Annotated in this window: 22 protein-coding genes; 6 read left to right on the forward strand and 16 right to left on the reverse strand. The window is 60.2% G+C overall.

What is annotated here, in order from left to right:
- The 9 genes from Q4Q11_RS01695 to bcoG form a co-directional block, all read right to left on the reverse strand.
- Positions 1-1340: ABC transporter ATP-binding protein (locus Q4Q11_RS01695; RefSeq protein WP_498568382.1), on the reverse strand; the 1340-nt coding region annotated here is incomplete at its 3' end.
- Entirely contained in the window at positions 1333-2160 is an 828-nt protein-coding gene (locus tag Q4Q11_RS01700) for an ABC transporter permease (RefSeq protein ID WP_112504112.1), read from the reverse strand. The genes Q4Q11_RS01700 and Q4Q11_RS01695, both read right to left, overlap by 8 nt.
- The gene (locus Q4Q11_RS01705; protein WP_498568383.1) at positions 2157-3164 is read right to left on the reverse strand and encodes an ABC transporter permease; all 1008 of its coding nucleotides are present in this window, start codon (positions 3162-3164) and stop codon (positions 2157-2159) included. Before Q4Q11_RS01705 ends, Q4Q11_RS01700 begins: the two co-directional genes overlap by 4 nt.
- Before the next feature lie 197 nt (positions 3165-3361).
- Positions 3362-4951, reverse strand: a complete 1590-nt coding sequence (locus Q4Q11_RS01710) for an ABC transporter substrate-binding protein (RefSeq protein WP_498568384.1) — start codon at positions 4949-4951, stop codon at positions 3362-3364.
- A 126-nt stretch (positions 4952-5077) separates the two neighbouring features.
- Positions 5078-5860, reverse strand: a complete 783-nt coding sequence (locus Q4Q11_RS01715) for a carnitinyl-CoA dehydratase (RefSeq protein ID WP_112504118.1) — start codon at positions 5858-5860, stop codon at positions 5078-5080.
- A 6-nt stretch (positions 5861-5866) separates the two neighbouring features.
- Complete coding sequence (locus tag Q4Q11_RS01720) at positions 5867-7924, reverse strand: acetate--CoA ligase family protein (RefSeq protein WP_498568385.1); 2058 nt, start codon at positions 7922-7924, stop codon at positions 5867-5869.
- Positions 7925-7928: 4 nt separating this feature from the next.
- Positions 7929-9089, reverse strand: a complete 1161-nt coding sequence (locus tag Q4Q11_RS01725) for an acyl-CoA dehydrogenase family protein (protein ID WP_498568386.1) — start codon at positions 9087-9089, stop codon at positions 7929-7931.
- Between the two features lie 12 nt (positions 9090-9101).
- Positions 9102-10592: a carnitine 3-dehydrogenase gene (locus Q4Q11_RS01730; protein WP_498568387.1), complete on the reverse strand. Its 1491-nt coding sequence runs from the start codon at positions 10590-10592 to the stop codon at positions 9102-9104.
- 7 nt (positions 10593-10599) lie between these two features.
- On the reverse strand, positions 10600-11502 hold the full coding sequence (gene bcoG / locus Q4Q11_RS01735) for a 3-dehydrocarnitine:acetyl-CoA trimethylamine transferase BcoG (protein ID WP_498568388.1): 903 nt from the start codon (positions 11500-11502) through the stop codon (positions 10600-10602).
- 106 nt (positions 11503-11608) lie between these two features.
- On the opposite strand from bcoG, the gene Q4Q11_RS01740 reads away from it, so the two are divergent.
- Positions 11609-12601: a GlxA family transcriptional regulator gene (locus tag Q4Q11_RS01740; protein ID WP_498568389.1), complete on the forward strand. Its 993-nt coding sequence runs from the start codon at positions 11609-11611 to the stop codon at positions 12599-12601.
- On the opposite strand, the gene Q4Q11_RS01745 is transcribed toward Q4Q11_RS01740, so the two are convergent.
- Complete coding sequence (locus Q4Q11_RS01745) at positions 12576-13451, reverse strand: LysR substrate-binding domain-containing protein (protein ID WP_498568390.1); 876 nt, start codon at positions 13449-13451, stop codon at positions 12576-12578. The two genes, Q4Q11_RS01740 and Q4Q11_RS01745, sit on opposite strands and share 26 nt — an antisense overlap.
- Before the next feature lie 104 nt (positions 13452-13555).
- On the opposite strand from Q4Q11_RS01745, the gene Q4Q11_RS01750 reads away from it, so the two are divergent.
- Entirely contained in the window at positions 13556-14464 is a 909-nt protein-coding gene (locus Q4Q11_RS01750; RefSeq protein WP_498568391.1) for a DMT family transporter, read from the forward strand.
- A 21-nt stretch (positions 14465-14485) separates the two neighbouring features.
- On the opposite strand, the gene Q4Q11_RS01755 is transcribed toward Q4Q11_RS01750, so the two are convergent.
- On the reverse strand, positions 14486-15565 hold the full coding sequence (locus tag Q4Q11_RS01755) for a LacI family DNA-binding transcriptional regulator (protein ID WP_498568392.1): 1080 nt from the start codon (positions 15563-15565) through the stop codon (positions 14486-14488).
- A 185-nt stretch (positions 15566-15750) separates the two neighbouring features.
- On the opposite strand from Q4Q11_RS01755, the gene Q4Q11_RS01760 reads away from it, so the two are divergent.
- From Q4Q11_RS01760 to Q4Q11_RS01775, 4 genes are all read left to right on the forward strand, one after another.
- Positions 15751-16578 carry an ABC transporter substrate-binding protein gene (locus Q4Q11_RS01760; RefSeq protein ID WP_498568393.1) on the forward strand — a complete coding sequence of 276 codons (828 nt, stop codon included), beginning with the start codon at positions 15751-15753 and terminating at the stop codon, positions 16576-16578.
- A 69-nt stretch (positions 16579-16647) separates the two neighbouring features.
- Entirely contained in the window at positions 16648-18168 is a 1521-nt protein-coding gene (locus Q4Q11_RS01765; RefSeq protein WP_498568394.1) for an amino acid ABC transporter permease/ATP-binding protein, read from the forward strand.
- 68 nt (positions 18169-18236) lie between these two features.
- The gene (locus Q4Q11_RS01770) at positions 18237-19364 is read left to right on the forward strand and encodes an NAD(P)/FAD-dependent oxidoreductase (RefSeq protein WP_498568395.1); all 1128 of its coding nucleotides are present in this window, start codon (positions 18237-18239) and stop codon (positions 19362-19364) included.
- A gap of 207 nt (positions 19365-19571) precedes the next feature.
- The gene (locus Q4Q11_RS01775; protein WP_498568396.1) at positions 19572-19937 is read left to right on the forward strand and encodes a hypothetical protein; all 366 of its coding nucleotides are present in this window, start codon (positions 19572-19574) and stop codon (positions 19935-19937) included.
- Positions 19938-19962: 25 nt separating this feature from the next.
- Here Q4Q11_RS01775 and Q4Q11_RS01780 read toward each other — a convergent pair whose 3' ends face one another.
- From Q4Q11_RS01780 to Q4Q11_RS01800, 5 genes are all read right to left on the reverse strand, one after another.
- Positions 19963-21027: an ABC transporter ATP-binding protein gene (locus tag Q4Q11_RS01780; RefSeq protein WP_498568397.1), complete on the reverse strand. Its 1065-nt coding sequence runs from the start codon at positions 21025-21027 to the stop codon at positions 19963-19965.
- 23 nt (positions 21028-21050) lie between these two features.
- Positions 21051-22565, reverse strand: coding sequence for a DUF5060 domain-containing protein (locus Q4Q11_RS01785; protein ID WP_498568398.1), 1515 nt, complete (start codon positions 22563-22565; stop codon positions 21051-21053).
- A gap of 38 nt (positions 22566-22603) precedes the next feature.
- Positions 22604-23491: a carbohydrate ABC transporter permease gene (locus Q4Q11_RS01790; RefSeq protein WP_112504146.1), complete on the reverse strand. Its 888-nt coding sequence runs from the start codon at positions 23489-23491 to the stop codon at positions 22604-22606.
- Positions 23488-24387 carry a carbohydrate ABC transporter permease gene (locus tag Q4Q11_RS01795; protein WP_498568399.1) on the reverse strand — a complete coding sequence of 300 codons (900 nt, stop codon included), beginning with the start codon at positions 24385-24387 and terminating at the stop codon, positions 23488-23490. Before Q4Q11_RS01795 ends, Q4Q11_RS01790 begins: the two co-directional genes overlap by 4 nt.
- A 96-nt stretch (positions 24388-24483) precedes the next feature.
- Positions 24484-25737 (reverse strand): ABC transporter substrate-binding protein, encoded by a 1254-nt coding sequence (locus Q4Q11_RS01800; protein WP_498568400.1) that lies wholly within the window; start codon positions 25735-25737, stop codon positions 24484-24486.
- Positions 25738-25786: the final 49 nt, after the last annotated feature.

Below are 25786 nucleotides of genomic sequence, written 5' to 3' on the forward strand. Positions count from 1 at the left end.
GCCGAGGTCGGCTCGTCGCAGAGGATGAGTTCCGGCTTGGCCGCAAGGGCTCGGGCGATCGCGACGCGCTGCTTCTGGCCGCCGGAAAGCTCGGCCGGATAGCGGTCGATGAAGCCGTTGCCCATCTCGATCTGGTCGAGCAGTTCCTTCACGCGCGCCGTCTTTGCCGCACCATGCAGGCCGTCATAGAAGCTCAGCGGGCGGCCGATGATATCGCGCACGGTCTGGCGCGGGTTCATGGCGGTATCGGCCATCTGGTAGATCAGCTGGATACGGCGCAGCTCCTGCCGCGAGCGGTCTTTCAAGGCCGGCGTCAGCGGCTTGCCGTCGAAGGAAATCCGCCCGTCGCTCGGCGGCAGCAGGCCTGTAATCACGCGGGCAAGGGTCGATTTGCCGGAACCGGATTCGCCGACGACAGCCAGAGTCTGGCCTTTAGGAACATGTAGAGAAACATCGTGCAATACCCTGAAACCATTGGAATATTGCGCACTGATATTTTCGACTTTCAAAAGAGCGCTCGATTGATCGACGGCTTCCGCCCGTACCTCCTGGCGGACGTTGACAAGGGCACGGGTATAATCCTGCCTCGGCTCCTCGATGATCTGCTGGACGCTGCCGTATTCCACCGTCTTGCCGTGCCGCAGCACCATGATGTCGTCGGAAATCTGAGCGACGACGGCGAGGTCATGCGTGATGTAGAGCGCGGCAGTCTGCGTTTCTTCTATGGCGTGTTTGATCGCTGCGAGCACGTCGATCTGCGTGGTGACGTCGAGCGCGGTCGTCGGCTCGTCGAAGACGATCAGTTCAGGATTGGAGCAGAGCGCCATGGCAGTCATGGCGCGCTGGAGCTGGCCGCCCGAAACCTGATGCGGATAGCGCTCTCCGAACGTTTCCGGATTGGGCAAACCGAGAACGCGGAAGAGATAGAGCGCCCGCTTTCTCGCCTCCTCCTTCGTCATCAGGCCATGTTTCACAGTGGCTTCAACGACTTGATCACCCAAGCGATGCGCCGGATTGAAGGCGGCTGCTGCCGATTGTGCGACGTAGCAGACCCGCGCGCCGCGAATCCTGCGGATGCCTGATTTGCCGAGCGGCAGGATGTCGGTGCCGTCGAGCAGCACCTGGCCGCCGGTAATTTCCGCACCGCCTCGGCCATAGGCAAGCGCCGAAAGGCCGATGGTGGATTTGCCGGCGCCGGACTCGCCGATCAGCCCGAGCACCTTGCCCCTTTGGAGATCGAAGGAGACGCCATCGACGATGGTGACGCGCTTCGGCGGTTCGCCGGGCGGATAGCTGGTCGCCTCGATCTTTAGATCGCGAACGGAAAGAAGCTCAAGCATCGCCACGCCCTCCCTTGAGGCTGGAGGTGCGTCTCAACAGCCAGTCGACCACCAGATTGACACAGATCGCCAGTGCCGCAATGGCGGAGCCAGGCACGAGCGCGGCTGAAATGCCGAAAATGATCCCGTCCTTATTGTCCTTGACCATGCCGCCCCAATCGGCCGACGGCGGCTGTATGCCGAGGCCGAGGAAGGACAGGGTGGAGAGAAACAGGATCGAGAAGGCAAAGCGCAGCCCGAATTCGGCCAGCAGCGGTGACAGCGTATTCGGCAGGATCTCGCGGAAGATGATCCAGAGCTTGCCTTCGCCGCGCAGCTTGGCGGCTTCGACGAATTCCATGACCGCGACATCGAGCGCCACGGCGCGGCCGAGGCGATAGACGCGGGTGGAATCGAGGATGGCCATGACAAGGATCAGCACGATCAGGTTCTGAGGCAGGACGGCAAGCACGACGAGCGCGAAGATCAGCGTCGGGATCGACATCATCAGATCGTTGAAGCGCGAGAAGACCGTGTCGATCAATCCACGCGAGACGGCGGCGGTGAAGCTCAGGATGATGCCGAGCGAGAAGGAAATGATCGTTGCCGCGAGCGCGACGGACAAGGTCGTGCGGGTACCGTAGATCAGACGCGACAGGATATCGCGGCCGAGATTGTCGAGGCCGAAGAAATATTGCGCATCGGCCGGCTGCCAGACATTGCCGACGACTTCCGTCTCGCCGTAAGGGGCGATCCAGGGCGCGAAGATCGCGCAGATAAACGCGATCAGGATACCGATGATGCCGATCCAGGCGGTGACAGGGATATCTCTCAATCTCATCGCGGATGCCTCAGACGCGGGTTGGCGACGATGGCGAGAATGTCCGCCGTCATGTTGAGGAAGATGTAGACGGCGGCGAAGATCAGGCCGCAGGCCTGGACCACGGGCATGTCGCGCACCGTTACTGCATCGACCATGTACTGACCCATGCCCGGATAGACGAAGACGACTTCGACGACGACGACGCCGACGATGAGATAGGCAAGGTTCAGCGCGATGACGTTGATGATGGGCGCCAGCGCATTGGGCGCGGCATGCTTGACGATGGCGCGGAAGGCGGAAAGCCCCTTCAGCTCTGCCGTTTCCATATAGGCCGACGACATGACGGACAGGATGGCAGCTCGCGTCATGCGCATCATATGCGCAAGCACGACGAGGACCAGCGTGGCCGTCGGCAGGGCGATCGCCTTCAATCGGTCGAGGAAGCCCATCCCGTCGAAGACCGTCGCCGGAAAGGTCGCGATGCCGAATTTGACGGAAAAGAACATAATGAGGAGATAGCCGATGAAGAATTCCGGCAGCGAGATTGCGGCCAGCGAGATGACATTGATGATCTTGTCCGGTAAGCGGTTCCTGAAATGGACGGCGAGCATACCCAGGCAGACGGCCAGCGGCACCGAGATCAAGGCGGCGAAGCCGGCCAGAAACAGCGAATTGCCGAGCCGCTTGCCGATCTGCTCGCCGACGGAATTCTTGCTGGCCCAGGACGTGCCGAAATTACCCTTGACGGCATTGCCGAGCCATTCCGCATAGCGAGTGACGACCGGGCGGTTGAGGCCGAGTTCCTCGCGGATATTCGCGACCGCCTGCGGTGTTGCCGACTGACCGAGATAGGTGGTGGCGAAATCGCCGGGCAAGGCTTCGAGCCCGCCGAAGATCAGGACGGAGACCGCAAAGAGCAGGATGATGCTCAGCACGCAACGCTCTATAATGAGGGACAGCAGCGGAAAGCGCTGCTTGAACCTCAGCCCGGGCAGAACGGTTCCGGGGGGCTGATTGGACATGGCCGATGCCTCGCACTGGGAGCGGTTCCATGTTTCAGGGAATCGTTGAGCCGCTCTATCTTGTTGTTCTACGCAATTCCGAACGGAAAACAGCTGCGTATTTTCCTGAAATTGCCTGAAACGTCGGGAGGACCGCGAAAGGCTTTCGCGGTCCCGGCTTCCTCAGGGGTGAGGGCGTTTTCGCCCGGCTTCAGGCATCAGGCATCGAGCCAGACACGGGTCGCGACGTAGCCGTTCGACATGTCATTGCCGATATCGTGGACATAGCCCTTCACCTGCTTGGTGGAGGCGTTCACGAAATCGTTGAACATCGGCAGGATGACGCCGCCTTCGTCGCGCACCATCATCGCCATGGCGCGGTAGAGCTCCTTGCGCTTGGCCTCGTCCAGTTCCGAGCGGGCCTGAAGCAGAAGCTTGTCGAAGTCGGGGCGCTTGAAACGCGTATCGTTCCAGTCCGCCGTCGAAAGATAGGCGGTGGAATACATCTGGTCCTGCGTCGGCCGTCCGCCCCAATAGGAGGTGGAGAAGGGCTGAACGTTCCAGACATTCGTCCAATATCCATCGCCCGGCTCGCGCTTGACCTCGATGTTGATGCCGGCCTTCTTGCAGCTTTCCTGATAGAGGACGGCCGCATCGACGGCGCCGGGGAAGGCGACCTCCGATGTACGCAGCAGCACGGAACCACTGTGACCGGACTTCTTGTAATGGAAGGCAGCCTTGTCGGGATCGTATTTGCGCTGCTCGATCCCTTCGGGGAACAACGCGTAGGTGCTATTGATCGGGAAGTCGTTGCCGATCTTGCCGTAGCCCCCAAGGATCTTCTTGACCATCGTCTCGCGATCCATCGCGTATTTCAGTGCCAGGCGCAGGTCGTTGTTGTCGAAAGGCGCCTTGTCGCAATGCATGATGAAGACATAGTGGCCGCGGCCGGCCGTGGCCAGGATTTCCACAGTCGGCGCCCGCTTCAAAAGATCCACGGTCTTCGGGTCTACGCGGTTGATATAATGGACCTGACCGGACGACAGGGCGGCAATACGAGCCGTCGCATCGTTCATGCAGATGATTTCGACGCTATCGACGAAGCCTCGGTCGGTACGCCAGTCGTCCTTGTTGCGCTCGAGCGTGGCGCGTACGCCGGGCTCGAAGCTCACCATCTTGTAGGGGCCGGTGCCGATCGAGGCCAATGGGTCGTCATAGCCGCCGTTCGGCTGGATGACGAGGTGATAGTCGGTCAATAGCAACGGCATGTCGGCGTTGCCTTCGGTCAAGGTCAGGACGAGGTTGTCGCCGTCGGCCTTGATCTCCTTGATCGACTTCATGACGCCAAGCGCGCCGGATTCCGATTTCGCATCCGTATGACGCTTGAGCGTGGCGACGACGTCGTCGATCGTCAGATCCTTGCCGTTGTGGAACTTGACGCCCTTGCGGATCTTGAAGGTCCAGGTGGCGGCATCCTTCGACGGTTGCCAGGATTCGGCGAGCGAGGGGACGGCGGCACCCGTCAGCGGGTGAGATTCCACCAGCATGTCGCCCCAGCAGCGGCCGATGCAGAACATGACCTGCGACAGGAATTTCGCCGGGTCTTTTGAATCGGTAGCAGCGCCGCCTTCAAGGCCAAGCTTCAGATGACCGCCGCGCTTCGGTTCGGCTGCCATTGCGCTTTCGGTAAAGAGTTTGTCGGCGAGCGTCAAAGTCACGCCCGCAGCCATTGCGCGGCCCATGAATTCGCGGCGGCTGAGCCCGCCCGCGGTGACGCGGCTTGCCAGATATTTCGTGTAGTCGTTCATTCCCCTGTTCCTTCTTCTTGCCGTGTTGACAAAGCTTTCGGGCAAGTCACTTCAGGTCACGGTTCCTCTTCCGCCTGAAGTCTGTCGCCCGCGAGCATGCGGGAAATTCAGCGGTTGCCGCCGCTTCTATCTTCCTTTCCAGATTGGGGCTCGCTTTTCCGCAAAAGCCCGTGCGCCTTCCAATTGATCTTCGCTCGAATAGAGGACGTCGACGGTTGCAAACTGCCGTTTGGTAATCTTGTTCATGGCAGCCTGAAACGTCGAGCCTTCCGCTTCACGAACGATTTCCTTGATCGCCGCATAGACGAGCGGCGGACCGCTTGCCAGCAGTCGGGCCAGTTCCCAGGCCCGGTCCATCAGCTTGTCGGCCGTGACGATCTCGTTGACGAAGCCCCAGCGATGGGCCTCCTCGACATTGAGCCAGCGGCCGGTCAGCAGCATGTCCATGGCGATATGATACGGAATTCGTTTCGGCAGCTTGATCGACGCCGCATCGGCGACGGTGCCCGAGCGGATCTCCGGCAAAGCGAAGGTGGCGTGGGCGGCGGCGACGATCAGATCGGCGGAAAGCGCGATCTCAAGCCCACCGCCGCAACAGATGCCGTTGACGGCGCAGATGATCGGCTTGTTGAGGTCGCGCAGTTCCTGCAGGCCACCGAAACCGCCGACGCCATAGTCGCCGTCGACGGCATCGCCATCAGCCGCAGCCTTCAAATCCCAGCCGGCGGAAAAGAATTTCTCGCCGGCGCCGGTAACAATGGCGACGCGCAGATCCCGGTTGTCGCGGAAATCGCGAAAGATCAACCCCATCTTGCGGCTGGTCGCCAGGTCGATGGCATTCGCCTTCGGCCTGTCGATAATAACCTCAAGAATGCCGTCCACGCATCGCGTTCGAATGGGATCTTGCAACTTCCGCTACCTCCTTCGCCGGATGAGGGCATCTGCGACAACGACGCCGCGAGATTCTGGTAGGACCATCAATGGATTAATGTCCAGTTCTTCAAGCCGTGCGGCGTTCGTTACGACATATTCTGCCGCGGATAGGACGGCTTCGGCTACGATTTCGAGGCTGCTTTTCGCACCACCTCGATAACCTTCGATCAATTTGCGAACCTTCAGCCGCGAAATCCGCTCAAGAACCTCGGCTTTCGTCACGGGGAGCGTCAAAACGACGGAATCCTCAAGCAATTCCACGAGAATTCCGCCCGCGCCAACGGTTAATGTCGGGCCGACGACCGGATCGCGGACCGCGCCAACGATGAGCTCTGCGATGGGACGGTCGACCATCCGTTCGACGAGGAAGCCGCGAGCGACACCGGCCATGCTCTCGGCCGCATCCCTGACCGCATTCCTATCCCATAGGTTGAGCTTGACGGCACCGACATCGGATTTGTGCTCGACCCCAAGCGCCTTGAGCGCGACCGGGAAACCGAGCTCCTCCGCGCGGTCGGCCGCGTCGCGTGCCGTCATGGCAGTTTTGCCCATCGGGATGGCAAGGCCCGAGGCTGCAAGCTCGGCCTTGGCTTCGGCCTCGCTTAGGGTCTCGATTTCACCTGCTTCCGTGCGTGTGCTGAGAAGCGGCAATGGCTGTGGCTTCTTCCAGGCAACGGCAATCCCTCTAGCTATGTCCGATGCCGCCAGCGCTTCACTGATACCGCACAGCGGCACGATGCCGGCTTCGATCAATTGCCCGGCAATCGCTTCCGGCATGTTTTCGGGCAATGTCGCGAGAATGCCGGCGCGGGCCTCGGTCTGCTTGGCGGCCGCGATGATGGCGGAAACGGTAATCATCCAGTCCGTGCCGTCGCAGCGGTCTTCGCGCGGGAAATCAAGCACGATGAGGTTGAGGGCATAATCGCCGGCGAACATGGCGCTGAATGCTTCCGTCTGCCGTGCCAAATCACCCCAGACGAAGGTGTGGTAGTCGAGGGGGTTGGAGAGCGTCACCATCTGCCCGAGGCTTGCGCGCAACGCTGGCAATTGCTCGGGCTTCAGGGCACGGAATTCGACATTGCGGCCGACGGCGGCATCGGCCATCAGCGATGCCTCGCCGCCCGAACAGCTCATCGAGGAGATCGCATTGCCGTCGAGCGGACCTGCGACGTGCAGAAGTTTCAGCGTTTCGATGAGTTCCGGCAATGTCGCGACGCGGCCGATGCCGAGGCGATCGAGAACGGCGTCGGCAACCGCGTCGCTTCCGGCAAGCGATGCCGTATGCGAGACAGTGGCGCGCTGAGCCTGCTCGGATTTTCCGACCTTCAACGCGACGACCGGCTTCTTCAGCGCTCTGGCGCGTATGGCGAGCGCCTCCAGCGCCCTTATATCGCCGAAGCCTTCGATATGCAGGCCAACCGCCGTGACACGGGGATCTTCAAGGACGGCCCGGGCTAGGTCCGACAGACCGGTCTGCGCCTGGTTGCCCGCCGTCATCAGATAGCTGATCGGCACGCCGCGTTTTTGCATGCTGAGATTGATGGCGATATTGGAGGATTGGGTGAGGATCGCGACACCGCGTTCGGTGCGCACGATGCCATGCTGGTCTGGCCAGAGCAGGGCGCCGTCGAGGCCATTGATCATGCCGTAGCAGTTCGGCCCGACGATCGGCATGGCGCCTGCCGCCTCGACAAGTGCCTGCTGCAGGTCCGCGCCGCCGGCCAGTTCCGCGATGGCTTCGCTGAAGCCCGAGGCATAGCAGACGGCGCCGCCAGCTCCTCTTGCGGAAAGTTCACGCACGATATCGACTGTGAGCGTTCGGTTGACGCCGACGAAAGCGGCGTCCGGCGCGTCGGGCAGTTCGGCGACCGACCGATAGCAGCGGCGACCAAGTACGCTCTCCTGCGTCGGGTGCACCGGCCAGATCTCACCAGCGAATCCCATGCGGTCGCATTGCTCGATCACGCGCCGGGCTTCACGACCGCCAAAGACGGCGATCGTTCTGGGTCGGATCAGGCGGTCAAGCGAGCGCTGCATCATGGGCTCACGCTCCGAACGGCCGAAGCAGATCACGGCTGATGATATGCCGCTGGATTTCCGAGGTGCCGTCCCAGATGCGCTCGACGCGGGCGTCGCGCCAGAAGCGTGCGAGCGGCAGGTCGTCCATGAGGCCCATACCGCCGAAGATCTGGATTGCCTCGTCGGTGACGCGGGCGAGCATTTCCGAGGCGTAGAGCTTGGCCGAGGCAATCTCGCGATTGGCCGGAATGCCGGCGTCGAGCTTCCAGGCGGCCGATAGGGTTAGCAGGTCGGCGGCGTCGATCTCGGTGATCATGTCGGCAAGCTTGAAAGAAACGCCTTGGTTCGCGCCGATGGGCTTGCCGAATTGCTTGCGCTCGGCGGCATAGGGTAGAGCGAGATCGAAGACACGGCGCGCCCGGCCGACGCAGGTGGCTGCCACCGTCAGCCGAGTTCCGTAGAGCCATTGATTGGCAAGATCGAAGCCGCGATGCACCTCGCCGAGCACCTGCGACTTCGGCAGCCGGCAGTCGGTGAAGCTCAGGATAGAGTTGTGGTAGCCGCGATGCGAAACCGAGTCGTAGCCTTTGAGAATGTCGAAGCCCGGCGTGCCGCGGTCGACCAGGAAGGCGGTGATCTTCTTCTTGACGCCTTTGTGAGTATCTTCCTCGCCGGTCGCGGCGAAGACGATGACGAAATCAGCGACATCGGCATGCGAGATGAAGTGTTTCGTGCCGTTGAGCACGAAATCATCGCCATCCTGCCGCGCCGCGCATTTCATGCCGCGCATGTCGGAGCCTGCGTCCGGTTCGGTGATAGCGAGCGCGTCGATTTTCTGGCCGCGCACCGCCGGAAGCAGATAGCGCTCGCGCTGTTCGCCCTCGCAGGCCATCAGAATGCCGGATGGACGGCCGAAGAAGACGGTGAGACCCATCGAGCCACGGCCGAGCTCGCGTTCGACGAGCGTGAAGGTGACATGATCGAGCCCCGCGCCGCCGATCTCTTCAGGGAAATTGCAGGCATAGAAGCCGAGTTCGATACATTTGCGCCGGATCTCGTCTCCAATTTCAGACGGCACGATGCCGGTGCGCTCGACCTCGTTTTCGTGCGGATAGATCTCCGTCTCGACGAAGTCCCTGACCGTCTTGACGATCATCTCCTGTTCTTCGCTGAGCCCGAAATTCACGATCGCTTCCTCCTAGCGTTTTTGTCCCACATGACGGCCGGCTCCCTCCGGCATGGCCAAGGCTGCGTGCGCGGCAGACATAGGCCTCAGCTTTGCCAGCACCTCCTCCGGTGCGGCAACTGCTCTGCCCGCCTTCGCGTCCACATGCAGCAGCATCTGTTCCGCGGTGGCGATCACGTCGCCGCTCGCGGTGTCATGCAAAGTATGGAACAGATGCAGCCGCTTTTCGTCGGACCCAAGGACCTGCGTGGTCGAATGGATGACTTGGCCGAGCTTGGCTTCGCCGAGATGGCGGATATGGGTTTCCACCGTATAATAGCTATGGCCGCGCTCGACATAATCGAGATTGACGCCGATCAGCCGCAAAAGCGCGTCAGACGTGTCGCCGAAGACCTGCAGATAGCGATGCTCGGTCATATGGCCGTTATAGTCGACCCAGGCCGGGCTGACCTTAGTGTCGATCAGGCGCAGTGGCTTTGTGATATCCGGCGTCTCTTTCCTGTCCCCGCCATCAGCCCAGAGCTGCCGTTCGAAATCCTTCAGCAGCTTGCCGGCGCCCCAGCCTTTGCCGCCATGGCCCCCCTTCAGGCTCTGAAGGATGCCCACGAGGTTTTCGTCGCGGATGCGTTCGAGTTCGCGGATCGACAGGCCGTCCGCCTGCTCGTCGGACTGCCGGCCGATCTTTTCGACGAGGGCGTCGTCGAGATCGACGACGTCCATAAGCTTCGTCCAATTCCACTGCAGGGCAGGGCCGAACTGCGCCAGGAAGTGCCGCATGCCGGCCTCGCCACCGGCAATGCGGTAAGTCTGGAACAGGCCCATCTGCGCCCAGCGCAGGCCGAAGGAATAGCGGATGACATCGTCGAGCGTCTCGACGGTGCAGATATCGTCCTTGATCAGCCAGAGTGCCTCGCGCCAGAGCGCTTCCAGCAGGCGGTCGCCGACGAAAGCTTCTATTTCCTTGGCGATATGCACGCCCTTCATGCCGATGGGAGGCAATCGTTCCATCGCCGCCTGGATGGTCGCAGCACTGGTCTTTTCGCCGCCGATGATCTCGACGAGCGGCAGGAGGTAGACGGGATTATAGGGATGGGCGACGAACAGGCGCTCGGGATGGCGCATGTCGCGTTGCAGATCGGTCGGTAGCAGCCCTGAGGTGGATGAGCCGATCAACGCATCCGGCCGTGCGGCTGCGTCGATCTGCGTCAGCACCTTGCGCTTGAGATCCAGTCGCTCGGGCACACTTTCCTGGATCCAGTCGGCACCATCGACCGCCGCTTCCAGCGTGTCCCGGAACGTGAGCTTGCCACGCGGCGGAAGCGGCGCGCCGGTCAGCATCGCATAGGCTTTCTCGGCATTGCCAAGAACTTCGCCGACGATGCGAGTTGCCTCCGGATGCGGGTCATAGACATCGACATCGATGCCCGCGAGCAGGAAGCGGGCGATCCATCCGCCGCCGATGACGCCGCCGCCGATACAGGCCGCCTTGTTGATCTTCGTCATTGTGGCCTCAGCGCTTCGTCAGTTTCAGCTTCTTGCGGACATCTTCGGGGCCGATGATGCGTGCGCCCATGCCTTCGACCACCTGCACCGCCTTTTCGACGAGCTGAGCGTTGGTCGCGAGCATGCCCCTTCCGGCATAGAGATTGTCTTCCAGCCCGACACGGACATTGCCGCCGGCAAGGATCGCAGCCGCAGGATAGGCCATGGCATTGCGGCCGATGGAAAAGGCCGAGAAGGTCCAGCTGTTGGGAACGTTATTGACCATCGCCATAAAGGTGTTGAGGTCATCGGGCGCCCCCCAGGGGATGCCCATGCAGAGCTGGATGAGGACCGGGTCCTCGATCAAGCCCTCCTCGGCAAGCTGCTTGGCAAACCAGAGATGACCGGTGTCGAAGGCTTCGATCTCCGGACGCACGCCGAGATCGGTCATCTTCTTCGCCATGGCCCTCAGCATGGAGGGCGTGTTGGTCATGACGTAATCGCCAAGATTGAAGTTCATCGTGCCGCAATCGAGCGTGCAGATTTCGGGCAGGCATTCGGCGACGTGGCTGACACGCTCGGTGGCGCCTGCCATATCGGTGCCCCTGGCATTCAGGGGCAGGGGGCTCTCGACACCGCCGAAAATCAGATCGCCCCCCATGCCGGCCGTCAGGTTCAGTACGACATCGACATCGGCGGAACGAATGCGGTCCGTGACTTCTCGGTAGAGTTCGTTGCGGCGGCTGGCAGCGCCCGTTTCTGGATCGCGGACATGGCAGTGAACCACTGCCGCCCCAGCCTTGGCGGCGTCGATCGCGGAGTCGGCGATCTGCTTGGGAGTGATCGGAACATGGCTGGATTTGGAAACGGTGTCGCCGGCACCGGTCACGGCACAGGTGATGAAGACATCGCGATTCATCGCAAGAGGCATTTTTGTTCTCCCTCGTATTGAGGACATTACGAGCCATGAGAGGCCTTTATGCTTTGCATTATCGGAAGTATTCGATACAGTTTCGGAACTGTCGGAGGAATGGGTGATGCTGACACTGGCCAATGAGACGCTCGACATCGACCTCCTGATCCTTCCGGAGACGAACCTGATCCTGATCGCGTCGGTGATCGAACCCTTGCGCGGCGCCAACCGCATTTCCGGAGCCGAGCTATACCGGTGGCGTCTGTTCACGCCGGATGGATCGCCTGCGGAAACGACTAGCCTCATTCCAGTGCCTGCATGTTCCAGCTTCCGGCCAAGCTCGGACGCAACGCCGCTATTCGTGCTCGCCAGTTACAACTGGCGACGCAGTGCAACGCAGGCATTGAAAATGCAGCTCTCGCAAACGGCGCGTCATCGATCGATGGTCGCCGGCATCGAATCCGGCACTTGGTTGCTTGCCGAGGCCAGCCTGCTCGACAATGTCTCCGCCGCCGTCCACTGGGAGGATTTTGACGATTTCGCGCTTGCCTATCCGCAGGTGCGTGCGGTCAGGGATCGCTTCGTGATCGATGGCAAGCGGATCACCACAGCGGGATCGCTGCCGACCGTCGACCTCATGCTGGAGATCATCCGGCAGCGGCAGGGCTATTCGCTGGCGCTCGAGGTCAGCCGTCTGTTCATCTATGAGTCGGCGAGTACTCAGAGTGCAGGGGAGCTTTCGCCATCGACGGCCGGCCTGCGCATGCGCGATCCGCGAGTTGCTCAAGCCATCCGCCTGATGGAGGACCATATCGAGCAGCCGCTGGTGCTCACGCGTCTCGCCCGCCGCATCGGTGTCAGCGCACGCCACCTGCAGGCTCTTTTCCAGGAGAGTATCGGCGCGCCGCCGCATGTGCATTATCTGGCTTTGAGGCTCAATGCGGCGCGGCGCAAAGTCATCGAGACGAAGGCCTCCTTTGCTGAGATCGCGGCCATGACGGGCTTTAATTCGGCATCGGCTTTTTCGCGCAGCTATCGTGCCAGCTTTTCCGAAAGTCCCTCGGGCACGCGCCGCAGGCTGCGCCGGCATGTTACGGCTGCAGCAGAGCCGACATAGGCCGGAAGGCCTCGCGCACCATTTCCGCCAGCTCGCGGATCGCCTCGCTGGAATGATAGGGATTGCGGCGGAGCACGACACGCGATGAATCCACAGGTGGGAAACCATCGTCACTCGTTAGCTCGCGACAGCCATGCGGAATGTTGCTACGCGATAGCGTGGTCACAGCAAGCCCAGCGGAGACGGCGTTTTTTAGGCCCGAGCTTGTATCGGCGATGAAGGCAATACGATAGGCGCGGCCCTGCTGTTCCAACGAGCGCAAGGCAAAATCGCGTGCCCATGTCGAATTACGATAGGTGGCAACAGGCAGCGGCACGGCATCATGCAGGCGATGCACCATGGATGTCACCCAGACCGTCGGATCGATGCAGAGAACTTCACCCTTGTTCTGGTTGCTCCAATCGAAGACGACGGCGAGATCCAGTTCGTCCTTCTCCAGAGCGGCCAGATTGTGCGCCGTGTAATCGCAGGAGACAGTGACCTCGACCGCCGGGTGCCTGATAGCGAAAGCGGCCAGTGCCGCGGGTAGAACAGTCTGACTGTATTCCTCCGGAATTCCGATCCGGACTGGCCCGTCGAGCGGCTTCGTGCGGATATTCGCCGCCGCCTCGTTCAGGAGCTCGATCACGCGTTGCGCGTAGGGAAGTAATTGAGTGCCGGCGCGGGTGAGAACGGCGCCCCGGGCACTTCTCTCGAAAAGCGTTTCGCCGATCGTATCCTCGAGCCGCTTGATCTGGGCGCTGACCGCCGATTGCGTGCGGCCGATCCTTTGAGCGGCCGTGGAAAAATTGGACGTCTCGGTGATGACGAGGAACGTTCGCAGAAGGTCGCTCTCAATGGGGTCACGCATTCGGGTCACAAATATTTCTGATAGCTACTATCTCTACTATTCGTTTGCCTGATGTCAAATATCGGCGCACACAAGCAGCGTTCCTTCGTTCCTCGAGTCCACACATGACATTCCAGTTTCCGGCCCGCTCCGCTTTTGCCAGCGATTACGAGAGGGGCGTTCTACTTGTGGCGACAGCAATGCTTGCGTGGAGCTGCAGCGGCATCTATGCGCGCCTGCTGACCGCCGACATATGGACGGCGATCGCCTGGCGTTCGCTGTTCGGTGGCCTGTTCCTGCTGATTCCAAGTTTTTTCCTCGAAGGCGGCTTTTCGCGGCGGCAATGGGCATCGATTTTTCATCCCGCCGGGTTGGCGATGCTGGTCTGTCAAACTGTCAGCCAGGCCTGCTTCATCGGCGCGCTCTATACCACCACGGTCGCGAATGTGACGATGATCTATGCGACGGCGCCGTTCATCGCCGCATTTCTCAGTTGGACCATGCTGAAAGAGCGTGTGGCCAGGCGGACCTTGATTGCCGGCGGCATCTGCCTCGTCGGCGTCGCCGTCATCGTTGCCTCATCGATCGGCGGTGGCACGGGCATTGGCGATCTGCTGGCGCTCGGCATGACGGTCACCTTCGCGCTCATCATCGTCATTCCGCGTATGGATCCCGGTATTCCGATCCTGCCGTCGAGCGTCGTCAGCGGGCTTTTGACATTCGTCGTCTTTGTGCCCTTTGCTTCGACAGGCTCGGTGGATATTTACAATTGGCTTCTGCTGGCGGCTTTCGGAGCGACGAATTTTGCACTCGCCTTCGTCCTGTTTCTCTTCGGGTCGAGAAAGATGCCAGCTGCCGATGCCGCTCTCATCAGTTCGATGGAGATCGTCCTTACTCCATTCTGGGTCTGGCTGTTCTTTTCCGAAATGCCCCCGATTGCGACCTTTATTGGCGGAGCGATCATCTTCGCGACGATCGTCTGGCATACGGCCATCGACCTCAGGCATAGCCGCCGCCGTCGCGCGTTGGCTTAGCGGCGCGACATTACGAAGCCGCTATTTCTCGCCATGAGGCGGCGCGCCGACCGATCCGCGCTGGATCAGCCCCGCCTTGATCGCTATCCGTTCCACGGGCAGATCCTTGCCGTTCAGCCTTGAGATCAGCCTCTCGGCCGCCTTCTTGCCCATTTCATAGACCGGCTGGTCGATGACGGTGATCGGGGGCGTCGTGACGGTGGTCCAGTCGGCGTCCAGAAAGGAAATCATCGAAATATCGTGCGGTATGGACAATCCCAGTGCCTGCAAGCTCTTGAAGACTCTAAGGCCGACGAGGCTGTCGGATGTGATGAGGGCGGTCGGCGGCGCCATGTCCTGCAGCAAGCTTTTGACGACGGAGTCAGTCCTTGGCTGATTGGTTGCGCCAAGCCTCACATAATGTTGAGCCGTCTTAATGCCGGCGTCAGCCTGCTGTTTCAGCACTCCCTCCATGCGTTCGCGCACCGCGGAATTGGAAATGCTGCTGATATCGCCAAGGAACTCACTCTTGGCATCCATGGCCGATATATAGGCGATCCGCCGATGCCCCATGTCGAAAAGATGGCGGGTGGCGATCATGGCTGCATCAAAATCATCACCGGTGACCGCATCGACGCCCAGTTCCGAAATGCTCCTGTCAAACAGAACGAGCGGCACGCCGACGCGGCGTATATCCTGAAGATGCACCATCCGGTCACATCGTGCCGGTGTCACGATCAATCCATCGACACGCTTGCCAATGAGCAGGTCGACCGCTGATTTCTCCGCCTCGAACTCCTCGCCGGAATTGGCGATGATGACGTTGAAACCGGCTATGCGTGCGACATCGCTGATCCCTCTGACGGCGAGACTGAAGAAAGCATTCTCGATATCGCCGACTATAACCCCGATGATTCCGGATTTGCCGGTCGTCATGCTGCGTGCCAGTTCGTTCGGGCGATAGTCGAGCGCTGTTGCGGCGGCAAGCACCTGCTCGCGAACCCTGTCGCTGACGACGCCATAGCCGCCGAGCACCCGTGCTGCAGTTGCCTTTGAGACATTCGCAGCTCTTGCAACATCGGCAACGGTTACGGGGCGTTTCGAGGTGAGGGGTTCTTCCATTCAATGACGACTACAAGAGTTGTTGACGGGCGGTCAATCTCAAGTTAACAAATAGCAATGAGACCGGTCTCTTTATATATGATACCGGTCTCTTGTCCAGATAATCTCTTGCCAATGTATGGGTGGAGAGGCGGACGCGCATGCACGAATGCCAAGAAGAGCATCCTTCAGAGCGGAGAACGAACATGAAACCATCTGCTATATTCGCGGCCATTGCCGCGCCGTTGCGCGCCGGCGCGCTGGCCTATCTCGTCGCGGCAAGCGTCGGTCCGGCGATTGCTGCCGACAATCCCTACAATCTGATCGATCCAAACGTCATCAGCGTCGGTACGATGGGCGACGCCAAGCCCTACACTTTCACGACGGCTGACGGGCGGTTCACCGGCTTCGATATCGAACTCTTCGAGAATGTCGTTTCCCGCATGGGCTTTCCGAAGGACAAGGTGACCTTCACTGGCCAGGAATTTTCCGCCCTGCTGCCATCGGTTGCCAATCAGCGCTTCGACGTTGCCGTGGCGGCGATCGGAACCACCGAGGCACGTAAGAAGTCAGTCGATTTCTCTGACGGCTATCTCGCCGGCTACCTTTCTGTCCTGACGTCGGATGCCTCGATCAAGGATGCAAGCGGCCTCAAGGGCAAGCGTCTCGGCGTCGTGCAGGGCACGCTGCAGGAAGTCTACGCGACGAAGAATTTTGCCGGCACGGATCTGGTCAAGTTCCCCGACAACAATTCCGCCGTGGCGGCGCTGAACAACGGCACGGTCGATGCACATTTCCTCGACTACGAAGCCGCCAAGCAATATGGCGAGCGCTACCCCGCGCTGAAAATTGCGGTGAACATCCCGTCCTTCGATGCACCGGCAGGTTTCGTCGTCCGCAAGGGCAATGATGCTTTCCGCTTGGCGCTCAACAAGGCGCTGCATGAGGCGATGCAGGACGGCACCTGGAAGACGCTCTACGAGAAGTGGTTCCCTGGCTCGCCGATGCCCGATCAATATCTTCCCAAGAAGTAAGGCCGCGCCACCGTCCGGGCGTGCCGGACGGCGGCATTGACCTGCCTCGCGAACTTCATGGGGAATTGAATGGATTGGTTTGAAAACCTCCGTCGCAGCTTTCTTGACTGGAATGCGATGGCAGACGTCCTGCCGAGCATGATCACGGTCGGACTGAAGAACACGCTCATCCTGGCCGCCGCCTCCACCGTGCTCGGCGTTGTGATCGGCATGGTGCTGGCCGTGATGGGTATTTCGCAATCGCGCTGGCTGCGCCTACCGGCGCGCATCTATACCGATATATTTCGCGGCCTCCCGGCGATCGTGACGATCCTGATCATCGGCCAGGGCTTTGCCCGCATCGGCCGCGAGATCTTCGGTCCGTCGCCCTTTCCGCTGGGGATCATCGCGCTCAGCCTGATCGCCGGCGCCTATATCGGTGAGATCTTTCGATCCGGTATTCAAAGCGTCGAACGTGGGCAGATGGAGGCCTGCCGTGCGCTCAGCATGAGTTACGGGCAGGGGATGCGGCTGATCATCATCCCTCAGGGCGTGCGGCGCGTCCTGCCGGCCCTCGTCAATCAATTCATCGGCAACGTCAAGGATTCGAGCCTTGTCTATTTTTTGGGACTGCTGGCTTCGGAGCGCGAGATTTTTCGAGTCGGCCAGGATCAGGCCGTCGTCACCGGCAATCTCTCACCCTTGCTGCTGGCAGGGATCTTCTATCTCGTCATCACCGTTCCACTGACGCATCTTGTCAACTATATCGATGCACGTCTGCGTCTTGGGCGCCAGGGCCGCAGTTCCGGTGCGACAAGCGGCCTTGTCGAGGTCGGTGAACTCGAGGCGGCTTCGAACGCTCAGGTTCCAGATGCTTTGCGCTTCAAGGGCGGGGCCGTTCAAATCCGCGATCTCAGCATGTCTTACGGCGACCTTGAGGTGCTGAAAGGCATTGATCTCGATATAGAAAAGGGCACCGTGACCTGCATTATCGGCCCATCGGGATCGGGAAAGTCGACGCTGCTCAGATGCCTAAACCGCCTGGTGGAGCCAAAGCGCGGCGATATCCAGCTCGACGGCGAAAGCATTCTGTCCATGAAGCCGGAAAGTCTGCGCCGGCGCGTAGGCATGGTCTTTCAGCATTTCAATCTCTTTCCGGATCATACAGCGCTTGAAAACGTCATGCTGTCGCTGACGAAAATCAAGAAGATGCCGAAAGGCGAGGCTCGCCGGATTGCCGAGATCCGCCTTGCCGAGGTGGGGCTGGCCGGACGCAAGGATCATCGGCCTGCCGGCCTTTCCGGCGGCCAGCAGCAGCGCGTTGCCATCGCCCGCGCCCTTGCCATGGAGCCGGAGGTCGTCCTTTTCGACGAAGTCACGAGTGCACTCGATCCCGAGCTGGTGAAGGGTGTCCTCGATTTGATGGCCAATCTCGGACGCCAGGGCATGACCATGGCGGTCGTCACGCACGAAATGGGGTTTGCCCGCAAGGTGGCCGACCAGGTCGTGTTCATGGATGAAGGTCGCATCGTCGAAGCCGGGCCGCCGCAACAGATTTTCGACAATCCTCAAAGTGACCGCCTGAAGCGCTTCCTCGCAGAGGTTCTCTGACAAACAGGGCCGGCGAGACTTCCGACGGCCTTTCGATCGCAACATTCAAACTGACAAGGTTTCCCAACATGCATGCTTCCACTCGTCCTTCGAAGGTCGTTGTCGTCGGCGGCGGTATCTTCGGCGTTTCCACGGCCGTTCATCTGGCGCGGCTCGGCGTTCAAACGACGCTGATCAATGACGGTGCTTTGGCAAACGGCGCATCCGGCCGCTCGCTCGCCTGGCTCAATTCGGCACGGCGCCGGTCCGATGCCTATCATCGGCTACGCCTGGCCGGGATCGACCGCTATCGCACACTTTCCGTCAAATATCCGGATGCGACCTGGCTGCGCTTCGATGGCGGCCTGACCTGGGATGCCGATGATGCCGATAACGACATTGTTGCCGTTTTCGATTATGAGCATGACCTCGGCTATGATGCGCAGTTGCTGGCGCCCGATCAGATTGCCAAGACGACGCCGGGCGTTGATGCCCGTTCGGTGACCAGGCAGGGAGCGATCTTCAATCCGGGGGAGGGCTGGGTCGATCTGCCTTCCTTGATCGGCGTTCTTGCCGAAGAGTTCCGGGCCTTGGGCGGCGAAATCATCACTGATGCGGGCCGGGCAACCGTGAATGTGCAGGGTGGCCGCGCCAGCGGCGTTACGACCGCGGACGGTGCCGATTGGGCCGCGGATGCCGTGCTGCTGGCGGCCGGCGGTGAGGTGCCGGCGATCGTTGCGCTGGCCGGTCAGCATATCGGCGACGATACGCCGATCGCGCTTCTCGTTCGTACGAAGCCGATCAAGCACCCGCTGAAAGCTGTGCTCAACACGCCGCGCGTTGCCATTCGTCCGACACCCGACGGCGCCTTTGCGCTGGATTCGGCCTGGTCGGAAGAAGAGGTGATCAAGAAGGCGGACGGAAGTTACGAGATCAAGCCCTCGACGCTGGAAGGCTTGCTGCTCGAAGCCTCAAAGGTGCTCGAAGGGAATCCGAAGCTCGAAATTGCCGATTACGGCGTCGGCCCAAAGCCTATTCCGGGCGACGGCGAACCGGTATTCGGTGAATTGCAGGCGATCCCGGGCTATTTCGTCGCCTTCAGCCATAGCGGCGCAACGCTCGGCCTGATCGCCGGCGAACTGCTTGCCCACGAGATCGCCACCGGCAGGCGTCATCCACTATTGGCTTCCTTCCGGCCGGAGCGTTTCGTCAGCTGATTCAGTTGGCAGATCTTTCTCTGATGAACGAGGTCTGCCATAATATCAACATACTACAGCCCATTTCTAAAGCATAATAGCAGCATTAGTTGATGAAGCGAGGCTCATTGAAGCGGCCACCGTTCTGCAACAAAATGTAACAACTCATAACACCCCGTTACGCCGCGAATTGCTATATTCGGCTGGTGTTTAAACGTGAGGTCGCTGATGCTGGCTAACCCTGTGCCGTCCCATTCACAGACCGATGTGTTGATCTGTCTGGACAACCAGCAGGTCGCATCCCGCATCGGTGCGGTCCTGTCGCAGCAGGGATTGACGATATCGGCAATACCGGCGGCCGGGCTTCAGCAATGGTTGGAGCCGAATGGCTGCCAACTTGTGGTGACGCATACCGCAATGATCGGAGAGGTGCGCGATCGCCTGAACCTGCCGGTCGTCAATATCGAAACTTTCATATTCGATCGCCCGGATCATATAACCGAGGGCGCTGCCCGGCAATTCGATGGCGACGCCTTCGTCAAGCGCGTATTTTCGGTCATGAATGGAACGCAAAAGCGGGCGGCCGCCGGCTGACTTGAGCAGCCGGCACCATGGCTTTTCAGAGCCGTTGCTGGCTGGCCTTGTCGAAGAAGTGCAGGTTCGGAGTCTTGAGCGACACTTGAATCTTCTGGCCCGGCACAAGCTCGACGCGTTCCCGCATCACCCAGGTCAGTTCCTTGCCTTCGAGATCGAGGGCGACATGCGTTTCCGAGCCAGTTGGTTCGACAACGGTGACGGTCGCCGTAACACCGCCTTCCGAAGCAAAGGAAAGATCTTCCGGTCGTATGCCAAGGATGACCTCCCGGCCCTCCGAATGAGCCGGGGCGTTTTCAAGTTCGATGCGGGTGCCGGTCGGCAGCACGAGGGCCGAAGAAGCTCCGCCCATGACCTCGCCCTCAAGGAAATTCATGGCCGGCGAACCGAGGAAGCCGGCGACGAAGACGTTTCTTGGCCGATCATAGAGTTCCAAGGGTGAACCGACCTGCTCCACCTTTCCGCCCTGCAAGACGACGATCTTGTCGGCCATGGTCATGGCTTCGATCTGATCGTGGGTCACATAGACGATCGTTGTCTTCAAACGCTGATGCAGAGCCTTGATTTCGGCCCGCATCTTCACGCGCAGCTTGGCGTCGAGGTTGGACAGCGGCTCGTCGAAGAGGAAGACCTTGGGATCGCGCACGATGGCGCGGCCCATGGCGACGCGCTGACGCTGGCCGCCGGAAAGCTGGGCGGGCTTGCGATCGAGCAACGGCTGCAGCCCCAGTATCTTGGCGGCTTCGCCGACCTTCTCATCGATCTCGGCGCGCTTTGCGCCGGCCAGCTGCAGCGCAAAGCCCATATTCTGCGCCACCGTCATCTGCGGATAGAGCGCATAGTTCTGGAACACCATGGCGATGTCACGATCCTTCGGCGGCAAGTTATTGACGATTCGCCCGCCGATCGAGATCTCGCCGCCGGTAATATCCTCAAGCCCTGCGATCATACGCAGCAGTGTGGACTTGCCGCAGCCCGAGGGGCCGACGAGAATGACGAATTCGCCGTCCGCGATTTCCACGTCGACGCCATGGATGATGTTTACCGCGCCGTAGGACTTCCTGACGTTCTTGATGGTCAATCCGGACATGACATTCTTTCCCTTTGGATCGATCAGTGCTTCTTGCGGATGCGAAGCGCCTGGTATGGCTTGCCCGGCAGGTCCACGCCGAAGGCAGCATCTGCCTTGCCGCCTCGAACGATGGCGCCGTGGCGGGTCGGATGCGGGATCGGCGCTTCGACTTTCTTGGCGGGCGTGATCGTCATCTCCCACGTGTCGATGATATCGACGTCATAATCGGTTCCGTCCTTCGGCAGGCCGGTGGACCAAATGACGGGTTGGTGTTCGCCGAGATAGATGTAACTGACATCGCCGTCGCGTGCGCCGGAAACGCGGGTCCAGGGCCATTCGCCGAAGGAGGCCATCGGCTCGAGGCCGTTGACCACATCCTGCTCCAGGAGATCGCGCAGGAAGCCGATGCGCTTCCAGGCTTCGCCGCGTAATTCTCCGCCCTTTGCCCACCAGATGAGGTCCTCAGGATGCGAATAGGTTTCGCCATGGCCGGCATAGCCGCCGCGCGTCACCGTGATCCAGAAGCGATGCACCAGCTCTTGCGCCGTCAGGTTGCCCCAGGACTGGATGATATTGCCTTCATATTCCGGTTCGTCGTTGACGACTGGCTTGCCATAGGCTTCGCGCCATTCCTGCGTGCGCTTCACGTCCCAGTTCTGAATGCAGGTATGGGTCACCCACGGCTTGCGATGATCGAAGTTCATCGTCGGCTCGCCATTGTGGATGGACTTCAGATGGCCGTAGGGATCGTTCTCTTCGAGAATGTGGAAATAGCGGTCCCACTGCTGCAGCGGCTTGGTGTCGAGGAGGAAATCATATTCATTCGCAAGCGCCCACCAGACATTGCGATAGGCGGCTAGGCGTGCCGCGAGATAGGCGACATAGCGGAAATCCTGCTCGGCCGACATGTCGGCATAGCCCCAGCGGTCATATGGGTGGAATATGATGATGTCGGCTTCGATGCCGAGATCGCAGAGGGCAGCGACTTGGCTTTCGAAATGGCGGAAGAGAACCGGGTTCGGCCTGTCGAAGTCCTCCTTGCCGTCGGCGCCCTTTTCAAAGCAGGCATGGAGCGGCTCGTTGACGTTATAGGGATAGTCCTTCGGAAAGACGCCCATACGGATCTTGTTGAAGCGGGATTTTTTCAGCGTCTCGAGCGTCTGGGCCTGCATGTCGAGCGGCTGGTGCGTCCAGGCATAGCAGGTGGTGCCGAACGACAGAAAAGGCTTGCCGTCGGCATAGGCGAAATGGAATTTGTTATGGACATGCACGGGGCCGTGGTTGCCCTCGGATGGCCTGGTCGCGACGAAAGAACCGGTCTTGCCATCCAGTTCCGATGTCTTCGAGCGCGTGCGGAACGACCATTCGCCTTCGTTGTCCGGCATGAAGCGAACGCGATAGACGCCGTCGCCATCGTAGAAACCGGGCACGCGGATCTCGCGGCTGTTCTGGCTGAAAACGGCATCGAATGCCACATCGAGATAGGGATTGCCGCCGGAAGGGCCGTTGAAGGCCGCTTCGAACAGCCCCCATTTTTCGACGGACGCGTTGGACATGATGTTCTCCTCGGAAGATGTGTGGCTGGCGCGATCGCTCAGCCCTTGACCGCACCGGAGGTGAGGCCAGAGACGAAGTAGCGCTGGAAGATCAGATAAACGATGGTGGCCGGTAGCACCGTCATGACGATTGCGGCATTCAACTGCCCGTAATCATTGGAAAACTGGCCCTGGAAGGACATGAGCCCGAGCGGCAGCGTCCACATGTGCTGGTCCTGCAGCAGCACGAGCGCCATCGCGAACTCGTTCCACGTCGAGACGAAATCCAGGATCAGCAGTGCCGCAAGGACAGGCAGGCAGACCGGCAGGAAAATTCGGCGGAAGATGGTGAAATGGCTTGCGCCGTCGATGAGGGCCGCCTCCGACAATTCCTTCGGAATGCCCTTGAAGAAGCCGTGAAGGATGAAGACCTGATAGGGCACGCCGAAGGCGATGTAAGGCAGGATCACGCCGGGATACGTGTCGATCAGCCCGAGCGAATTGACCAGCGTAAACAGCGGCGCCAGCATGACCTGAAAGGGGATCATCGTGCCGAAAACGACGAGGAGTAGCAGCAACTTGCTGAACCGCAGCCGGATCTTGGCGAGTGCATAGGCGGCCATCGCCGAGAGGATGAGACCGAGCGGCACCTTGATCACAGTGATGATGGTGCTGTTTAGGAAGGCATTGGCGAAATTGCCGCGCCCCCAGGCGCTCGAATAATTTTCGAAGGCCGGATCGAGCGGCGGCATGAAGGCGCCGGTCGATGTCACGTCTGCCTGCGTTTTCAGCGAGGTGAAGACGATAAAGACGAAAGGGGCAAGCCAGATCGCGGCCACCACCAGCAGCGCGATCCACAGGCCGATCAAAACAGGATCCCGCTTCCGCTTCGCAGGCGTGATTGTCTCGAAGCCATCCGACATGGATGTGGCCGATGCCGCCGTCATTGTTCGGCCTCCTCATGCTTTTGCGTCCAGCGCAGGTAGGGGATGACGACGATGATGGTGATCAGCAGCAGCACAACAGAGATCGCCGCGCCACGGCCGAAATCGAAGATCTGCATGGCCTGCGTGAAGGCCCAGAGCGCCAGCATCTGCGTGGATTGAGCCGGTCCGCCGCCCGTCAGGCCGTAGACGATATCGAAGGCCTTGAGCGACGAGATGAGCGAGAGAACCAGCACGATGGTCAGCGTCGTGCGCAACGCAGGCAAGGTCACGTAGCGGAAGATGTTCCAGCGCCCGGCGCCATCGATGCGGGCAGCTTCGACCAGCGTCTGCGAGACATTCTGCAGGCCCGCAAGGAACAGGACCATGGAGAAGCCGACGGATTGCCAGAGGAAGGCGACGAAGACGGAGTAGAGCGCGATATCCTTGTCGCCGAGCCAGTCCTGAATCCAATCTTGCAGGCCCATCGAGGTCAGAATTTCGGTGAAGAGACCGAAGAACGGATCATACATCCACTTCCACATGGTCGCGACCGCGATCGGGGCGATAATGACAGGCAGATAGAAGATGGCGCGAAAAGTGTTGCGGGCAAAGAGCTTCTGATTGAGGCTCAGCGCCAGCAGCAGGCCGACCATGGGCGGAAAGATCACGCACATGATTGTCCAGATCACCGTGTTGCGGAAGGCGACCCAAAAGACCGGATCCTGCGTGAAGATGTATTGATAGTTCGCCAGACCGACAAAGGGGCGCTGCGGGTCGAGGCCGTTCCATTTCTGGAAGCTCAGCACCACTACGTTCAGCATCGGATAGAGCGCGAAAATCGCGTAGATCAGCATGGCCGGCGCAAGCAGGATCGCTGCCTGAATGCGGGGATCATGGGTTCGATTGCGGAATGACATTCTAATTGCTCCCGGCGGCAGCTGGCGCGTGGGCATACAGACGAGGGAGGCCGCCCATCGCAATTTGCGATGAGCGCGGCGGCCTCCATCAGGGGATCAGCTACGACCGGAGATGAATGTCTGCAGCTGCTTTGCAGCGTCTGCCGGCTGGATGTTGCCGGAGGCAACATCGTTGATGACCCGGAAATATTCGGTGGTCACGTCAAGCGGAAACGCCTGGTCACCATTCATGTAGACCTTGCTGTAGTTTTTGAAGATCTCAAGCCATTTCGCCTCGAGCGGTTTCTGGTCGGTGTACTGGACGTTCTTGTTGACGGAGATCGAGCTGATTTGGCCGACAAGATCCTGCTGCATCTTGGTCGACAGGAAGTAGTCGAGGAACTTCGCAGCAAGATCCGGATTCTTGCTCTTGGTGCTGATGTAGTTGTACTCAGCAAAACCGTAGAGGCGGTTGGTGTTCGTCGGGAACGGCACGACTCCGTAATCGTCGAGATTGACCTTGCTGCCGCTCAGCTGGCTGACCAGCCAGTCGCCTTCGAGCATCATCGCGGCGCGGCCGGCGACGAACAGCGTATAGGACTGCTGGTTGCTGATGCCCATGAAGGGCTTCAGCGTATAATCCTTCGTCCACTTGGCAAATTCGGTAAAGGCTTCGGTCGCGCAGGGTTCCTTGGTCCAGTCGGCCTTCATGGCCATCAGCGCATCATGCTTGTCGGCGCCGCACTTGGTTTCGAGCAGCACGTCCATCAGGCGCATGACGTGCCAGTTGACCGAACCGCCGAAGGTGAAAGCCGGAATGCCGGCCGCCTTGAGTTTTTCTGCATCTGCGAGCAGCTCGTCGTAGGTCTTCGGCTCCTGGGTGATGCCGGCCTTCTGGAAGAGCTTCTTGTTATAATAGATCGCTTCCCCTTTGAAGGTGAAGGGAACGCCATGCTTGCCGCCCGGATAGAGATCGGCAAAAGCGGCGGCCGACGGAAGCAGTTCGTCGTTCCACTTGTACTGGGTGTAGTACTTGTCGAGCGGCAGCGAGAGACCAGCCTTCACATATTCGCCACCAAGGCCGAGCCCAGCCCAGCTGAAATAGATATCCGGCCCTTTGCTGGAGCCAGCGGCAACGCGAAGTGCGGTCTTGTGTTCATCGACGCCGCGCTGAACGATTTCGACATGGGTGCCGGGATTGGCGGCTTCGAAGTCCTTTGTCACCTTCTTCAGCGCGCCGTTTGCCGCGCCATTGTCGAAGTTCAGCGTCCACAGCGTCAGATCTTCCGCGGCAACATTGGTTGCTGAAAAAGCAGCCACCACCATCGCGGCGGCGCCGAACCAATGCGCATATTTGAAGTTGCCAGCCATCTCCCGTCCTCCTCTGAGCAAAGCTGAGGGCGGTTTTGACAAATCGTCG

The organism is Rhizobium sp. UFLA01-1127 (genome assembly GCF_059803845.1).

Coding starts and splice junctions, on each gene's coding strand:
- Q4Q11_RS01700 (WP_112504112.1), bottom strand. CDS start 2,160: ATGAGATTGAGAGATATCCCTGTCACCGCCTGGATCGGCATCATCGGT.
- Q4Q11_RS01705 (WP_498568383.1), bottom strand. CDS start 3,164: ATGTCCAATCAGCCCCCCGGAACCGTTCTGCCCGGGCTGAGGTTCAAG.
- Q4Q11_RS01710 (WP_498568384.1), bottom strand. CDS start 4,951: ATGAACGACTACACGAAATATCTGGCAAGCCGCGTCACCGCGGGCGGG.
- Q4Q11_RS01720 (WP_498568385.1), bottom strand. CDS start 7,924: ATGATGCAGCGCTCGCTTGACCGCCTGATCCGACCCAGAACGATCGCC.
- Q4Q11_RS01730 (WP_498568387.1), bottom strand. CDS start 10,592: ATGACGAAGATCAACAAGGCGGCCTGTATCGGCGGCGGCGTCATCGGC.
- bcoG (WP_498568388.1), bottom strand. CDS start 11,502: ATGCCTCTTGCGATGAATCGCGATGTCTTCATCACCTGTGCCGTGACC.
- Q4Q11_RS01740 (WP_498568389.1), top strand. CDS start 11,609: ATGCTGACACTGGCCAATGAGACGCTCGACATCGACCTCCTGATCCTT.
- Q4Q11_RS01745 (WP_498568390.1), bottom strand. CDS start 13,451: ATGCGTGACCCCATTGAGAGCGACCTTCTGCGAACGTTCCTCGTCATC.
- Q4Q11_RS01750 (WP_498568391.1), top strand. CDS start 13,556: ATGACATTCCAGTTTCCGGCCCGCTCCGCTTTTGCCAGCGATTACGAG.
- Q4Q11_RS01755 (WP_498568392.1), bottom strand. CDS start 15,565: ATGGAAGAACCCCTCACCTCGAAACGCCCCGTAACCGTTGCCGATGTT.
- Q4Q11_RS01760 (WP_498568393.1), top strand. CDS start 15,751: ATGAAACCATCTGCTATATTCGCGGCCATTGCCGCGCCGTTGCGCGCC.
- Q4Q11_RS01765 (WP_498568394.1), top strand. CDS start 16,648: ATGGATTGGTTTGAAAACCTCCGTCGCAGCTTTCTTGACTGGAATGCG.
- Q4Q11_RS01770 (WP_498568395.1), top strand. CDS start 18,237: ATGCATGCTTCCACTCGTCCTTCGAAGGTCGTTGTCGTCGGCGGCGGT.
- Q4Q11_RS01775 (WP_498568396.1), top strand. CDS start 19,572: ATGCTGGCTAACCCTGTGCCGTCCCATTCACAGACCGATGTGTTGATC.
- Q4Q11_RS01780 (WP_498568397.1), bottom strand. CDS start 21,027: ATGTCCGGATTGACCATCAAGAACGTCAGGAAGTCCTACGGCGCGGTA.
- Q4Q11_RS01785 (WP_498568398.1), bottom strand. CDS start 22,565: ATGTCCAACGCGTCCGTCGAAAAATGGGGGCTGTTCGAAGCGGCCTTC.
- Q4Q11_RS01790 (WP_112504146.1), bottom strand. CDS start 23,491: ATGACGGCGGCATCGGCCACATCCATGTCGGATGGCTTCGAGACAATC.
- Q4Q11_RS01795 (WP_498568399.1), bottom strand. CDS start 24,387: ATGTCATTCCGCAATCGAACCCATGATCCCCGCATTCAGGCAGCGATC.
- Q4Q11_RS01800 (WP_498568400.1), bottom strand. CDS start 25,737: ATGGCTGGCAACTTCAAATATGCGCATTGGTTCGGCGCCGCCGCGATG.